A 13,564-nucleotide genomic window follows, 5' to 3' on the forward strand; every position below is an offset into this window, starting at 1 on the left:
TTATATATTTCTATACTCCCCATGTCTTTATCTATGATGGATAAATTTAAATCGTTTTCTCTCAATATCATACCATTTTATTATAGTTATTCACTCTTATTAATTTCTAATATCTTCAGACCGACCTGAACGGATAGCATCTCATTCGCATCCTCATAGTCCATCTGAGTAATGTCTTTGATCTTATCTAAACGATATGTGACTGTTTTATAGTGTACATAGAGTCGGTCTGCGGTACGAGAAATATTCTGTTGGCTTTGTAAATACATATCTAAGGTTTCAATGAGCTGTTCGCGTTTATTCTTATTGTAATCTAACAGGCGTCTCAAGCTGTGCGGAATATAGTCGCTGAGTGCATTGCTATCATGCTTGAACTGATACAACAATCTATATATACCCAATTCCTCAAAGCTTTGAACCCTATTGTAGTTATTTAACATGCGGTTGACCTCTTGTGCTTCTGTATGACTTCTCGGCAAGTCAAAAACAGTCTCTGCGATTGTGCCAATCCCCGCTAAAACTTTTGCATCCGAAACACTCGCCTCAAATTTTTCAACAACTAAGTTCAAAGTTCGTTTAATGTTGGCCATCTCTTTTTTTCTATCTTTTTGACCTGAGAATATCGGCCAAATTACAATAACTTGATTGAAACGCTCTCTGATGATTGCTGATTTCAGATAGTATTCAATATTATTAATTAATATATTGTAGTAGCGTTGACGAACGGTTGAATTGTTTTTACTTTCCTTAATATTTAAGGTGAATACAACAACTGCTGATCGACTATTTAAGTTAAAGTTAATATTTTGAGCACGTTCAGCAATGTCATTTTCATTTTTAATTTCACCGGATAATAAGTCATCGATAATTTCATTTTTATATTTCTTTTCCACTTCTGAAATCGCAATTTTTTTAGCTAAGTTAAGTGATAAGGCCGTAGCCGCATTTTCTATAGCCACGAAGTCAAATTCTGAAAAACCAGAGTTTATGGCACTAATGACCAACATAATCCGACTTTGATTGACGGTTGTTATCGGAATCATAATCTGTTCACATTCTCTGTCCTGTAATTTCGGATAGATAACAGATCGACGATATATTGGAAATATAGTGTTTAAGGTGTGTTTATCTTTCTCAAAGGTCTGAGTTTCATAAAATAACTCCACTTCACTATCTGTTGTGGCAAGTACTTTAAAAAGTTCATTATATATCGTAACTGGATTACCAATTAGTGATTCAAGCGTCTTAATAATGACCTCATCATCCATATTTCTAATAGAAAGTTCTGTGAATCTATGATTGATTTCTCTGAAGTATTCTAGTCGCTCGATATCTTGACTGAACAATTTACGTGTGACCCTCTTAATAATTTCTATAAAGGGCTCATGTTCAGGAATGCTCACAATTCCTATATTATTTTGATGACATATGCGAGTGATAACATCTGGCAACTCCTTTATTTCCTTAGGTATCTTTGTGATAAAAACGGATATTTTTTTGTCAATTAAGGAGTTAATCCATTGTTCTAAATCTTGATTATCAAAATCCTTTACAGGATAAAAACTTGTCAACAAGGCCTCTCCGCCTTTTAACCACTGTGACACATCAGGTGCATCCATTATGGTGATGCCTGTGATATATTTAGATAGGCTTTGCTTAGTTCCTATATAATTCGCTTCTTGAATTTCTTCTAATTGCAACAATTCTCTCACTGTAAAATTCATAAGCACCTTCCTTTTTTGCTTTTATCCAACTTGGATAAGGATTTTTCTGTCATTATTCTCTATCATACCAACATTTACACGTATTTTACTAAGTGACAGCAAGAAATGGCATTCACAATTTCTTATCTATAATGGATATCTTATTTTGTACTGCTTAATGCTATGATGATATTAATATATAGAGGAGGTCATTTCATGACAAGAAAAGCATATAATACAAATACAGTCAGCAGCTCAGGTCCATACTCGCATGTCACTGATGCAGGAGAACTCCTATTTTTCTCAGGACAAACTGCCAAAAATCGCATTGATTTAAAAGAAGATTTAAAGGGAGATATTGCCCGCCAGACAGAAGTGGCTTTTAACAACCTGTTCGATGTAATGAAAGATCAGGGCGTAACTGAAGCAGATGTTGTTAAAGTTAACGTATACCTTACTACAATGAAAAATTTTGAAGCGATGAATGAAGTCTATCAGACTAAGTTTTCAGAGCCCTTCCCATCACGTACTTGTGTCGCAGTATATGAACTACCACTTGGTGCAGAAGTTGAAATTGAAATCATTGTAAAAAAGAATAAATAAGTCAGAAAGCAGCTGAATCAATTGATTCAGCTGCTTTACTTTTAAAATACATTTAAAGCAATGAATATTATAATCGGTACAGTGACTGCACTAAAAATTGTACTCATCATGACAATTTCTGCTGCGTACTCTGGATCATCACTATATTGCTGAGCAATAACAGAGCTATTGACAGATGATGGTAAGGCGGTCGATATAAAGATTGCCTGTGCAACGACGTCATCAACATTAAATAACATTAAGAGTGCAAGTGACATAGCCGGAATAATCAGTAGCTTCACCGCTGTAGCGAGAAATGCACTGGGTCGTAACTTTTTAAATTTAATTCCCGCGATTTGTGTGCCAAGTATAAACAGAACGAGTCCAATCATTGAGTCCTTCACATAAGATAAGGAAGAAATGATGGGCTCTGCTATTGTCGACGTTGAAGTAATTAAATCCTAGTCCAAACAATAGACCATAGAACATTGGCATTTTAAAGTAGCCAAGTAAGGCCGCTAGTTTCCCTGTATCTTTTGAGCTTAGAGCAATGATGCCATAGGAATAACTGATAATGTTTTGAAATACCATGATAATGACCTGCACACTCATCGCAAAGGGATCACTTTTAAAAACTAGGTCGTTGACCGGCACACCGTAATTTCCAGCATTATATAAAAGACTAGAATTAGTAAAGAGCACCTTGTGGTCACGATCTACACTAGCAAATGTCGCAATCAGTTGAGAGACAATAAATGATAGCCCTGCAAATAGAAATAAGAATAACATGACGTAAAGTAACAGACTAAAATCAATATTGGATTGATATAGGTTCATAAAAATAAAAACTGGCATTATGTAGTTAATCATCAATTTACCGAGCGTCACTCTGTCGAGTTTAAGTTTAAGTTGTATGCCGTAGCCGAGCAAAACTATAATTGCTATCGGTAGCATGACGTTATATATAATAAAGATAAATTCATTCATAGTATTCATCCTCTATCGACTTATTCTTGCTGCTTTGTATGTTTAGTATTGGTCGAGAATCTCGTTAAGTTGAGCTTTAAAGGTTTGTCTTTCTGCTTCTGTATATGCTTTTGGCCCTTTTGTTCTCCCACCCGATTTTCTGACCATAGCACCCATATAACGACTTTCTAAAAGGTGATCCATATTGTTATTATCGTATTCAAAACCTGTGTGGTGCATCACTCTACAGCCCTTTGGGAGCAATAAGGATGCTAGACCATAGTCTTGGGTAATGATCAAATCCCCCTTTTTTGCAAGCTGAACAATTTTAAAATCTGCTGCGTCTCGACCAGCATCGACATAGATATGATTGACGTGACTTTGTAAATCCTTATTACTGAAATGCGATAAACTTGATACTAAAGTGACATCAATATTTCTATTGGCACTTTCAGAAATTACTATATCTTTGACTGGACATGCATCCGCATCGACAATAATTTTCAAAAACTCACCTCTTTTAGTACAGTATATCAGTTTTTATTCCTAAACACTTTTCTAGATTTTTTACTATGCCCTTGGATAATTTGTGATAAGAAAGCTAGAGTTTTTTATCTATTATCACCAAAGACATTTTATGTAAATCTATATATTATAAATAATGATTATTATAAGAAAGAAGATGTTGGGAAATGATCAATCAACTTAAAAATTTAGATAACTGGTTAGGTGGTCTACAGTGGCTCATGTATATATTCATTAATACTGTCGTTGTACCGATTACCATGGGTGCTGCCTTTAATCTATCTCAAGCGGAAATCGTCAGCACCATGCAATTTTCCTTTATTTTAGGCGGGATTGCCTGTTTACTACAAGCTTTAATCGGCCATAGACGCCCAATTATGGACGGTCCTTCTGGATTATGGTGGGGTGTCTTACTTGCCTTATCTACACTTGCAGCCGCACAAGGCATGCCAATCTCTGAAGTCGGTGGCAGTATAGCTGTTGGATTAGTCATCACTGGTGTATTAACCGTAATTATTGGCCTGACAGGTTTTGGTTATTACTTAGAGAAATTATTTAACCCAAGTGTGATGGGTGTGTTCATGCTTTTATTTGGTGTATCACTTTGTATTAGCTTCTTTAAGGGGATGGTTGGTCTACCTTTTGGTGGTGGAGAAGGCCCTACAGAGATTCAAATAGGTCCAGCAATCCTATCTTTTGTTATTGTTGCACTTGTTTTAGTCTTAACAATTCGTGGATCTAACAAACTATCACAATACGCCATGTTAATTGGTATTATCATCGGGTGGCCATCCTATGTCCTTTTATTTGGTCAGGATGCTCAACTCACTTCAGGCACATCAAGTTCTTTAGAATTATTCCTCTTCCCTCTGGGTTCTCCAGCTTGGAATATCGGAATTATATTAACCGTCATTATTACAGGGATGCTTAATCTATCAAAACAATATGGTTCAATCAAAGGCACAGATCCAATCTATCCAGACTCACCATCAACGAGTAAAGACTATAGAAACTCCTTTACGATTACTGGTATTATGACAATTTTACCTGGCTTTTTAGGTCTAGTACCTTACTCACCTTTTGTTTCTTCAATTGGATTTATTCAACAGACTAAAATTTATGACCGTATGCCATTCATTTTTGGTGCCGCGATGTTCTTTGTTATGGGTGTCATTCCTCAAATTGGTTCATTCTTTACGATGATACCTCTAAGTGTTGGATGTGCTGTTTTATTTGTATCTTATGTTCAACTCTTTGGTTCAGCTTGGGATTGGTTCAAACTTGTTCAATTTAATAGTTTAAATATTTACCGTTCAGCAATACCAATGTTTTTAGGATTGGTTCTAATGGCAGTACCTGCCTCAGCATTTAGCAGCCTACCAGGCTATGTTCAACCCTTACTATCAAGCGGTTTGTTAATGGGAACCATCATCTCAATAGCGATGGAAAACTTATTGAACTGGGATAAGGTTGGTGCAACCATCTCAAATAATATTGGTGTAAATACTGAAAAAGAAGAGCCTGTAAATAAGCTATAGCTATAAGTAAAAGCTTGGTCATCGATTCGTAGATGGCCAAGCTTTTTTCTATTCAACTTCAATCATGTTTAAATCTAAAACGTATTCGTCATTGAAGCTGATGTTAATGTAATTCGCATTATCTACAGCCGGAAGATAAGCAGGTGCAGTACTGATTTCTACTGTTTCTATAAAGCGACTCCCCCTGTAATAGCTGATCATCGCTGGTGCTGTAATAACGTAGTCCCTACTCGAATTATATTCTAAGGCTTCCGTAACAGTATACTCCTCATCATCAACAAATCTTCCACGCTCATCGATTCTTTGACCTGGAAAAACATCATCTCCACTTAGGAAATCCTGACCAAACATAATCTGACCTTGGAGATTTTCAATATCAGGCTTTCCTTGTCCTAAATATTCATCAGGTGTTGTGCTTTCTTCAGCATCGGCCGTTGCATTATCGACCGCTTCATTTCTCAGCTCCACAACATCAGCTTCTGGTTCACCAAATGAAACAATCACTTGGTCCGCTTCAGGTACACTCTCTATGAGGTATGGCCCTTCATGCCCATAATTATTCGTCTTTATAAATGAATCTCCGTAAAAATAAGAAACATATGCTGCGCTTGTTAAAGTATAGTCTTGACTGGCATCATAGGGAATAAAATCCGTACGACTCATATGACTACGGGCATCATCCACACCACTATAATTAATCCAATACCCTTCTATTATGTCACTATCCTCTATTAAATCAGTGGCTGCTTGTTCCTCAGTCTCTTTCTCTGATTCTTCAACGTCAGACTCTTGGTCTTCTACGCTATTATTATCATCGTAAGATGATGTTGAATCAGTTTCTGTATCATTTTCTACTTCTTTAGATTCAGTGGTATTATTATCGGTTACTTGTTCACTTTCGGTAGTTTCAGTTTGATCAATCTGATTACTACAAGCTGCTAAGGTAGTGATGCTAAACATAATAAGTAACAATACTTTCATAAACGCCCCCCCTAATATAAAATATACACCTGTTATGTATATACTTAACATTAACCTAACTATACCCTTATTTCAGGTAGTAAAATAGAGTATTTTAAATTTTCTTGAACTCGTCTGACTCTCATGTTACTGCAACCCACAAAAAATCCCTCTAGGACTGATAATTTCATCAATCCTAGAGGGAAAGCTATTATATTATGGATTATTTGACCATAAACCTGCGTGTTTTAAGACAACGCGATTATTTAGTTTCAACTGTAGAACGATAAGTTCTGCTAGGTCTTCTGCTTGCATGACCTTATCCGGATTGCCATCTGTTAAATTCAATTCTTTTGCCATATCAGTTGCAACTGTACTTGGTGTTAGGGTTACCACACGGATATTATCTTTTCTTACTTCCATCATTAATGATTCACTTAAGCCGATAACCGCCGCTTTAGATGCCGAGTAAGCACTTGTTACAGGGCCACCTTTTTGTCCGGCAGTTGATGAAATATTAATGATATCTCCACTCTGTCTTTCCACCATTTCAGGTAGGACTGCTCTTGTTGTGTAGTAGACACCTTTAACATTCACATCAACAATATTTGTCCACTCTTCTGGTGACAGCTCCATAAAATTACCAAATTTAGATATACCAGCATTGTTGAGTAGAATATCGATTGGTCCAAGTTCGCTTCTAATTGCTTCTACTGCTGATGTAATTTCATTTAAGTCTGCAACATTTGCAGTTTGCACTGACACTTTAATATCATATTCCTCTAGTTCTGACTTAACATTCTCTAAGTTTTCAATCGTGCGACCAACGAGTCCAACATGGACACCTTCTTTTGCTAGTGCAATCGCTGTCGCACGACCGATGCCACGACCGCCTCCAGTAATTAAGGCAACTTTTCCTTTAATATCCTGCATGAATGTTCTCCCCCATTAATCAATTATTATCTATACTTTATCATTTTTATAGATAAAATTTGATTGATTCGTTCTATCTCTACATCACAAGAATTCAAGCAACTCTTTTAAATCATTCACTTCATAATTCAGTGGTACTTCATGACTTTTTTCTAGTTTGTATGGGTTATACCAACAACGATCAATCCTTGCATTATATGCACCGTACATATCTGAAATTAGACTATCTCCAACCATTAAAACCTCATTCGGTGAGAGCTGTGCTCTTTGTAGACTTTCTTCAAAAAAGTTCACATTCGGCTTCTCATAACCAATATCACTAGAGATATAAAGATCTGTAAAGTACTCGTATAAACCTGCAAGTTTCAATCGATTTTCCTGCATGCTTAGTTCACTATTTGAAGCTGCATATACCTTATAGCTTTTTGCCAATTCTTTAATAGCGAGGTCTGCATTCACCTCTAAAAAGTGTTGACAACCTAAGCCAGCCTGAAAATGATCTCTTATTAAATTTGGTTCTACACCTAAGTTTAATTTTTCACTCAAGATGCTAAAACGCGTATTAATAACATCATTTACGGTTATTTTTTCTTCTTTTTGTTGTTTCCATAAATCATCATTAATTTCCAAATATACCTTATAGAGATCTTCAGTGAAATCTAAATTGAAGTGTTTAAATGTATCTTTAAAGGCACCTTCGCTCGATTTCGGGAAATTTAAAATCGTATCATCAATATCTAAAAATATCGCCTTATACTTGTTACGCTTCACCATCTATCAATGCTCCTTATTTTCTATACAATGTCATCAAAATTATAGCAGAGATCTATCTATAACTTAACATAAGAGCAGTAATCTAGTATTTGCCTATAAAACAGTAAAGGTATATAATTAAGTTGAATATAGTTAGACGTCTAATTATTTAAAGATGAAAGTATATTGAGGAAGAAATATTATGACAGAAAAAAGGATATTTGACCTTCTCCACCAAATGGATACATTCACTAATCAGATGATGATTCGATGGAATAAAATTTTTGATGAAGACCTAGGGGTTTCTCATATACTCACCTTATCCTTCATACAACATAACGCACCATCTCGTCCGTCTGATGTTTCAAAAGCCTTGGGACTCACACCACCTACCGTGACCCATCTAGTGAATAAATTGGTTAAGAAAGAATTAGTCGAACGTGAAGCAAATGAAAATGATCGCCGTATCATATATTTAGTAATTACTGCTAAAGGACAAGATGTTTTAGAAAAAGCGATAGAGTGCGGACAGGTTTTACGAAAAGAAATATTTTTAAAACTAACTGAAGATGAAAGACAACAACTGCTCACCTTATATAAAAAGTTAAACCAATAAATCATATTATAAAGGACCTAGGTAAAATGAGATTAGAAGGTAAAGTTGCGATTGTTACAGGCGGTGCACAAGGTATGGGTGCTGCTCACGTGAAACGTTTTGTCGAAGAAGGTGCTAAAGTAATTTTTACTGACATTAATGAAGAAGCCGGTAGAGCGCTTGAAAAAGACCTTGGAGAAACAGAAAATTTGTAAAACAAGACGTGACTAAAACGAAGACCGGGATAAGGTCGTTAAAGATACTAAGGATTCATTTGGGCAAATTGATATTCTTGTGAACAATGCTGGAATCAGTGTCAATAAGCCTTTGATGGAAATGACAGAAGATGACTACCGTAGAATCGTTGATATTAACCAAGTCTCTGTGTTTCTAGGGACACAAGCTGTCGTTCCTTCAATGACAGAAGCTAATAAAGGATCCATCGTAAATGTCTCATCTATTAATGGTCTAGTCGGAGGCGCTGTCGGTTACACCGATACAAAATTTGCTGTAAGAGGCTTTTCTAAAGCAGCTGCCTTACAACTCGCACCACTAGAAATTCGTGTAAACTCTGTGCACCCTGGTGTTACAGAAACACCAATGATTAAACAAGGCGATGCAGCAGAGCAAATCAAAGCATTTTCAAAATTCATTCCTATGAGAAGAGTCGCTCAAACTGAAGAGGTTACTGAACTTTTTCTCTTCCTCGCTTCAGATGATTCATCCTACTCAACAGGTTCAGAGTTTGTTGCTGATGGTGGCTTGACTGCCCAATAAGATATGTAGCACGTTGATATTATTATCAATGTGCTATTTTTTTATTCTAAGTAATATACAAGCAGATTATTTTCTCCTCTAATTGGCCTATGCTTATAATATGGAAGTGATTGATTTAAATATTTTAGGAGGTCTCTTACTATGGAGAAGAAATATGAAGGGTTATTTCAACCTTTAACGCTTCCAAATAAGGTTACACTGAAAAACCGTTTTATACTTGCACCAATGACACACGTTTCATCACATGATGATGGTACAATCTCTGATGTAGAATTGGAATATATAGAAAAGCGTTCTAAGGATGTAGGCTTATCTATTTCAGCAGCAAGTCATGTAACACCGATTGGTCAAGCATTCACCGGACAACCCTCTGTCGCATTTGACAGTGATATTGACGGTTTAAAAAAACTTGCACAGGCTATGAAGAAAAATGGTGCACAAGCACTCGTTCAAATTCACCACGGCGGTGCAAAATCGTTACCTTCATTAACACCAAACGGTGATGTTGTTGCACCAAGTGAAATTCAAATGCAAGCTCAGCCTCCACATAATCCTAGCAAAGTAGATGAGGATTATCACGTGAGAGAGATCACTGTTGATGAAATAAATGAAACTATAAAAGCATTCGGTGAAGCGACACGCCGCGTCATTGAATCAGGATTTGATGGAATTGAGATTCATGGTGCCAACCACTATCTGATTCATCAATTTGTTTCACCGTACTATAACCGTCGTACTGATGAATGGAAATATGATGACTTTAAATTCCCACTTGCTGTAATCGATGAAGTTGTTTCAGTTGCAAAAGAATATGCTAATGAAAACTTCATTGTCGGCTACCGCTTCTCTCCTGAAGAAGCAGAATCACCAGGTATTTCTATGGAATTAACGAAAGAATTACTAGAAATTTTAGTACAAAAACCTCTGGACTATCTTCATGTTTCACTTGGAGACATTCACTCCAAAACACGTGAAGGTAAATACAGTGGAGAAAGTCGTCTTCACCTTTTACACGAGTGGATTGGCGGCAAACTTCCATTGATTGGAATTGGTTCAATTTACACAGCAGAAGATGCCCTAAGAGGATTCGAAACAGGCGATACAGAACTCATCGCACTTGGTCGCGGTATTCTTCTAGACCATGACTTTGTTGGTAAAATTAAAGATGGACGCGCAGATGAAATTACTTCAGAATTTGATCCAGACAGAGCAGACTTACATGAACTACCAGAAAGACTCTGGCATCAATTGAACGACGGACACTACGGTGTACCGAGAACTAAATAAATATAATCTTTGAATAGCCTAGAAATGTGATTGCGGCACATTTCTAGGCTATTTCTTTTTGTTGTGATAAGTCAGTCACTCACTTATCACCATTTCTCCTGATTTCAGTGATAAGTCACTCTCTTTTAACTCACTTATCACCACCGCATACAATTTACCTTAATTATCTATAGAAATGGATAAGTAAATATAACCACTTAATCATACTAATCAACCACTTAGACAAAACAGGTGGTTTTTGCAATACATACATGGTTTACTTTGCTTAGAAAAGGAACAAGATGAATGAAAATCACTTTTAAAAGAGATCCATCGCTCAAGAAAGACGAAGTCGAAATCCGCGCTCAAGCAGATAGTCCTGAAATCCAATCATTAATAAGAGAACTATCAAAGCGTATATCCAAAAAGGTAAAGGGTCGATATAATGATGAGATTTCCCTCATAGATCTCTTCGATATTTATAGTTTCAGAATTGAGGACAGAAGGCTGTATGCATGTACAATCCATAAAAAGTATGCAATACAAGCGAAGTTATATGAGGTTGAGGCTTTATCAACACACAATTTTATTCAAATATCAAAATCTGAAGTCATCAACATCGATTTTATTCACCATCTTGAGTTAGGTAAAAATGGCATCATCAAAATCATCTTTACCAACAACGATTTCACTCATTCTTCTAGACGATACTTAAAACAGATTAAGGAGCAGTTGAATTTATGAAAAGAGCATTGATGGGTATTTTAATTGGCTTATCTTCAGGACTTGTTATTTCAATTATATTTTCTTTAATATTTGCTGACGGTCAGTATCACCCTGTTTCACCCGAATCTACTTTTGGTGATTATTACTTCAGTCATTTTACAGAATTACAAACTGTCATGATAGCCGCACTTGTATGGGCATGCATTGGGATCACCTTTAGTTTAGGCACCTATATTTTTACTCATACAGACCTCACCATTGTAAAAACAACAGCCCTACACTTTTTAACTATGTTACTCATATTTTTTCCACTTGCAGTCCTTGCGGGATGGTTTCCGCTTAAACTCTCGGCTTTAATAATCTTCTTCGTGATTTTCATTGTTGCTTATATCATTATTTGGTCGATCATTAGAAGAAGAACGAAAAGAAATATTGCAGAGATTAATTATAAGTTAGGAGGAAAGTAAATGATCAACGAAGAGGTCGATATACTGCGGTACAACAGGATAATATCACAGTATTTTTGATTGGTATACGTATCAACAAGTGGTACAAAGTAAACAAATGGTTACCTGTGTTCTTAGCGATGCCGCCGATGATGAAAGAGTTGAGTCAAATTTCTCTGAATGTGCCGTCTTAAGTGAATAATACTCTGTGATTTACAATACTGCAAAACGTACTCTACATATCCGGAGCTGTCCAATCTTTATATGCATCATAAAAAGACCGCCAAATCAGCGGTCAGCATAAAACTTTACAGTATAACTGAAAAAGCTATTCTCTTTTTTTGAACCTGTCTCCAGTATTAATATATATAATCATATATACAACGATGCACAAAAATAAAATAAGACCTGTATAGAACAACCCATTCATTTCAAATGCTATACTGAAAATCCAGAACAACATACTAAATGATAAGACAAACATCATTTTCCCCATAAACTTAGTTAGTCTGGCGGTATCATACTTCTCTTTTTCCTCTGGTGACATCATATTATAACCGGCTATTAAGGAAGAACCTTTACCATTTAAAAGTAAAATCCCCAATATAATAAACAATACAATGACACCAGCTATTATCAGCAATGCAATAATGTTATCTCCCACCGTGTACCCCCTTTGCATATAGTTGCTAGTAAACTATCCGGTCTTTCAGATAATGATTATATTTTTGCATTGTCACAATTCAGCTGTTAGATTCAATGGTATCAAACCTTTTTATAAATATCGAACTTTATATTTAAATTATTTGTCTGCTACTTGTATGTGACGTGTATGCTACGTGTGAATTTCCCCCTGTTTTTAAAGCACCGCATATACAGTAAAATCCCCCAACCACACGTGGTTGAGGGATTTGTAAGTGTTGATTTATTAACGTTTTGAGAACTGTGGAGAACGACGAGCCTTTTTAAGACCTGGTTTCTTACGTTCTTTCATACGTGGGTCACGTGTTAATAGTCCAGCTCTTTTCAGTGCTGAACGGTGTTCTGGATCTGCTTCTAGTAAAGCTCTTGCAATACCGTGACGGATTGCTTGTGCTTGACCAGTAAATCCACCACCGTGAACATTTACTAATACATCATAGTTACCTGCAGTTTCAGTTACTGCAAATGGTTGACTTAAATCTAAGATTAAACTTTCAAATGGAAGATAATCTCTCATGTCGCGTCCGTTTACTGTTACGTTACCTTCACCTGGTACTAAACGTACGCGTGCTACTGAATGCTTACGACGACCAGTTCCTAAATATTCTACTTTAGCCAAATGTTTTCCCTCCTAATCCTTAACCACGTAACTCGTAGTTTTCAGGTTGTTGTGCTACGTGTGGGTGATCTGCTCCACCGTATACGAATAATTTCTTACCTTGCTTACGTCCAAGTGGATTCTTAGGAAGCATTCCTTTGATAGAAGTTTCCAATAATCTCACAGGGTTGTTCTCTCTTAATTCACCAGCTGTAACAGATTTGATTCCACCTACGTGACCTGAATGTCTGTAGTAAATTTTTTGTGATTCTTTTTTACCAGTTAATTCGATTTCACCAGCATTGATGATGATTACATAGTCACCAGTATCAACGTGTGGTGTGAATGTTGGTTTATGTTTTCCGCGTAATAATGTAGCAACTTCTGTAGAAAGACGGCCGAGTGTTTTACCAGCTGCATCTACAACGAACCATTTACGCTCGATGTTTGACTCATTAGCCATAAACGTTTGACGCATATTATTTCCTCCTAAA

The 13,564-nt window shown here is 36.3% G+C and carries 17 protein-coding genes and 1 pseudogene; 8 read left to right on the plus strand and 10 right to left on the minus strand.

Annotated elements, in window-relative coordinates:
• Nucleotides 1-86: 86 nt before the first annotated feature.
• On the minus strand, nucleotides 87-1,724 hold the full coding sequence (locus JEM45_RS06175; RefSeq protein WP_198687118.1) for a PucR family transcriptional regulator: 1,638 nt from the start codon (nucleotides 1,722-1,724) through the stop codon (nucleotides 87-89).
• A gap of 195 nt (nucleotides 1,725-1,919) precedes the next feature.
• Between JEM45_RS06175 and JEM45_RS06180 the strand changes: the two genes are divergently transcribed.
• Nucleotides 1,920-2,306 carry a RidA family protein gene (locus JEM45_RS06180; protein ID WP_026865757.1) on the plus strand — a complete coding sequence of 129 codons (387 nt, stop codon included), beginning with the start codon at nucleotides 1,920-1,922 and terminating at the stop codon, nucleotides 2,304-2,306.
• A 41-nt stretch (nucleotides 2,307-2,347) separates the two neighbouring features.
• Here the strand turns inward: JEM45_RS06180 and JEM45_RS10925 are convergent, their stop codons facing one another.
• The 3 genes from JEM45_RS10925 to JEM45_RS06190 are packed head-to-tail and all read right to left on the minus strand — an operon-like array spanning nucleotide 2,348 to nucleotide 3,758.
• Entirely contained in the window at nucleotides 2,348-2,677 is a 330-nt protein-coding gene (locus tag JEM45_RS10925) for an AEC family transporter (RefSeq protein ID WP_235678832.1), read from the minus strand.
• Nucleotides 2,628-3,272, minus strand: a complete 645-nt coding sequence (locus JEM45_RS06185; protein WP_235678833.1) for an AEC family transporter — start codon at nucleotides 3,270-3,272, stop codon at nucleotides 2,628-2,630. Before JEM45_RS06185 ends, JEM45_RS10925 begins: the two co-directional genes overlap by 50 nt.
• Before the next feature lie 42 nt (nucleotides 3,273-3,314).
• Nucleotides 3,315-3,758 carry a YaiI/YqxD family protein gene (locus JEM45_RS06190; protein ID WP_198687119.1) on the minus strand — a complete coding sequence of 148 codons (444 nt, stop codon included), beginning with the start codon at nucleotides 3,756-3,758 and terminating at the stop codon, nucleotides 3,315-3,317.
• A gap of 185 nt (nucleotides 3,759-3,943) precedes the next feature.
• Here JEM45_RS06190 and JEM45_RS06195 point away from each other — a divergent pair, with 185 nt between their 5' ends.
• A complete protein-coding gene (locus tag JEM45_RS06195; protein WP_198687120.1) occupies nucleotides 3,944-5,314 on the plus strand; it encodes a uracil/xanthine transporter in 1,371 nt (456 codons plus the stop codon).
• A gap of 48 nt (nucleotides 5,315-5,362) precedes the next feature.
• Here the strand turns inward: JEM45_RS06195 and JEM45_RS06200 are convergent, their stop codons facing one another.
• The 3 genes from JEM45_RS06200 to JEM45_RS06210 all read right to left on the minus strand — a co-directional run bounded on the left by JEM45_RS06200 (nucleotide 5,363) and on the right by JEM45_RS06210 (nucleotide 7,981).
• Nucleotides 5,363-6,295 (minus strand): hypothetical protein, encoded by a 933-nt coding sequence (locus JEM45_RS06200; RefSeq protein WP_235678835.1) that lies wholly within the window; start codon nucleotides 6,293-6,295, stop codon nucleotides 5,363-5,365.
• 195 nt (nucleotides 6,296-6,490) lie between these two features.
• Nucleotides 6,491-7,207, minus strand: a complete 717-nt coding sequence (locus tag JEM45_RS06205; protein WP_198687121.1) for a 3-ketoacyl-ACP reductase — start codon at nucleotides 7,205-7,207, stop codon at nucleotides 6,491-6,493.
• A gap of 84 nt (nucleotides 7,208-7,291) precedes the next feature.
• Nucleotides 7,292-7,981: a YjjG family noncanonical pyrimidine nucleotidase gene (locus JEM45_RS06210; protein ID WP_198687122.1), complete on the minus strand. Its 690-nt coding sequence runs from the start codon at nucleotides 7,979-7,981 to the stop codon at nucleotides 7,292-7,294.
• Nucleotides 7,982-8,162: 181 nt separating this feature from the next.
• On the opposite strand from JEM45_RS06210, the gene JEM45_RS06215 reads away from it, so the two are divergent.
• The 6 genes and pseudogenes from JEM45_RS06215 (at nucleotide 8,163) to JEM45_RS06240 (ending at nucleotide 11,964) form a co-directional block, all read left to right on the plus strand.
• Nucleotides 8,163-8,576: a MarR family winged helix-turn-helix transcriptional regulator gene (locus JEM45_RS06215; RefSeq protein ID WP_198687123.1), complete on the plus strand. Its 414-nt coding sequence runs from the start codon at nucleotides 8,163-8,165 to the stop codon at nucleotides 8,574-8,576.
• 26 nt (nucleotides 8,577-8,602) lie between these two features.
• Nucleotides 8,603-9,332 (plus strand): annotated as a pseudogene (locus tag JEM45_RS06220) (glucose 1-dehydrogenase).
• Between the two features lie 141 nt (nucleotides 9,333-9,473).
• Nucleotides 9,474-10,619, plus strand: coding sequence for an NADH-dependent flavin oxidoreductase (locus JEM45_RS06225; RefSeq protein ID WP_198687124.1), 1,146 nt, complete (start codon nucleotides 9,474-9,476; stop codon nucleotides 10,617-10,619).
• Between the two features lie 285 nt (nucleotides 10,620-10,904).
• The gene (locus JEM45_RS06230) at nucleotides 10,905-11,342 is read left to right on the plus strand and encodes a LytTR family DNA-binding domain-containing protein (RefSeq protein WP_026865765.1); all 438 of its coding nucleotides are present in this window, start codon (nucleotides 10,905-10,907) and stop codon (nucleotides 11,340-11,342) included.
• Complete coding sequence (locus JEM45_RS06235) at nucleotides 11,339-11,791, plus strand: DUF3021 domain-containing protein (RefSeq protein WP_198687125.1); 453 nt, start codon at nucleotides 11,339-11,341, stop codon at nucleotides 11,789-11,791. Before JEM45_RS06230 ends, JEM45_RS06235 begins: the two co-directional genes overlap by 4 nt.
• Nucleotides 11,792-11,847: 56 nt before the next feature.
• Nucleotides 11,848-11,964 (plus strand): monooxygenase family protein, encoded by a 117-nt coding sequence (locus JEM45_RS06240; protein WP_370545352.1) that lies wholly within the window; start codon nucleotides 11,848-11,850, stop codon nucleotides 11,962-11,964.
• Nucleotides 11,965-12,098: 134 nt separating this feature from the next.
• On the opposite strand, the gene JEM45_RS06245 is transcribed toward JEM45_RS06240, so the two are convergent.
• The 3 genes from JEM45_RS06245 to rplM all read right to left on the minus strand — a co-directional run bounded on the left by JEM45_RS06245 (nucleotide 12,099) and on the right by rplM (nucleotide 13,548).
• Nucleotides 12,099-12,434 carry a DUF3784 domain-containing protein gene (locus tag JEM45_RS06245; RefSeq protein ID WP_235678836.1) on the minus strand — a complete coding sequence of 112 codons (336 nt, stop codon included), beginning with the start codon at nucleotides 12,432-12,434 and terminating at the stop codon, nucleotides 12,099-12,101.
• 264 nt (nucleotides 12,435-12,698) lie between these two features.
• Nucleotides 12,699-13,091, minus strand: coding sequence for a 30S ribosomal protein S9 (gene rpsI / locus JEM45_RS06250; RefSeq protein WP_026865778.1), 393 nt, complete (start codon nucleotides 13,089-13,091; stop codon nucleotides 12,699-12,701).
• 19 nt (nucleotides 13,092-13,110) lie between these two features.
• Nucleotides 13,111-13,548, minus strand: coding sequence for a 50S ribosomal protein L13 (rplM, locus tag JEM45_RS06255; RefSeq protein WP_026865779.1), 438 nt, complete (start codon nucleotides 13,546-13,548; stop codon nucleotides 13,111-13,113).
• Nucleotides 13,549-13,564 lie beyond the last annotated feature (16 nt).

It is taken from the genome of Jeotgalicoccus sp. ATCC 8456 (genome assembly GCF_016313225.1).
Classification (GTDB): domain Bacteria; phylum Bacillota; class Bacilli; order Staphylococcales; family Salinicoccaceae; genus Jeotgalicoccus; species Jeotgalicoccus marinus.

What these genes read in the sequence shown, in the direction of transcription:
- JEM45_RS06175 (WP_198687118.1), bottom strand. Translation starts at nt 1,724, where the DNA reads ATGAATTTTACAGTGAGAGAATTGTTGCAATTAGAAGAAATTCAAGAA.
- JEM45_RS06180 (WP_026865757.1), top strand. Translation starts at nt 1,920, where the DNA reads ATGACAAGAAAAGCATATAATACAAATACAGTCAGCAGCTCAGGTCCA.
- JEM45_RS10925 (WP_235678832.1), bottom strand. Translation starts at nt 2,677, where the DNA reads ATGATTGGACTCGTTCTGTTTATACTTGGCACACAAATCGCGGGAATT.
- JEM45_RS06185 (WP_235678833.1), bottom strand. Translation starts at nt 3,272, where the DNA reads ATGAATGAATTTATCTTTATTATATATAACGTCATGCTACCGATAGCA.
- JEM45_RS06195 (WP_198687120.1), top strand. Translation starts at nt 3,944, where the DNA reads ATGATCAATCAACTTAAAAATTTAGATAACTGGTTAGGTGGTCTACAG.
- JEM45_RS06200 (WP_235678835.1), bottom strand. Translation starts at nt 6,295, where the DNA reads ATGAAAGTATTGTTACTTATTATGTTTAGCATCACTACCTTAGCAGCT.
- JEM45_RS06205 (WP_198687121.1), bottom strand. Translation starts at nt 7,207, where the DNA reads ATGCAGGATATTAAAGGAAAAGTTGCCTTAATTACTGGAGGCGGTCGT.
- JEM45_RS06210 (WP_198687122.1), bottom strand. Translation starts at nt 7,981, where the DNA reads ATGGTGAAGCGTAACAAGTATAAGGCGATATTTTTAGATATTGATGAT.
- JEM45_RS06215 (WP_198687123.1), top strand. Translation starts at nt 8,163, where the DNA reads ATGACAGAAAAAAGGATATTTGACCTTCTCCACCAAATGGATACATTC.
- JEM45_RS06225 (WP_198687124.1), top strand. Translation starts at nt 9,474, where the DNA reads ATGGAGAAGAAATATGAAGGGTTATTTCAACCTTTAACGCTTCCAAAT.
- JEM45_RS06230 (WP_026865765.1), top strand. Translation starts at nt 10,905, where the DNA reads ATGAAAATCACTTTTAAAAGAGATCCATCGCTCAAGAAAGACGAAGTC.
- JEM45_RS06235 (WP_198687125.1), top strand. Translation starts at nt 11,339, where the DNA reads ATGAAAAGAGCATTGATGGGTATTTTAATTGGCTTATCTTCAGGACTT.
- rplM (WP_026865779.1), bottom strand. Translation starts at nt 13,548, where the DNA reads ATGCGTCAAACGTTTATGGCTAATGAGTCAAACATCGAGCGTAAATGG.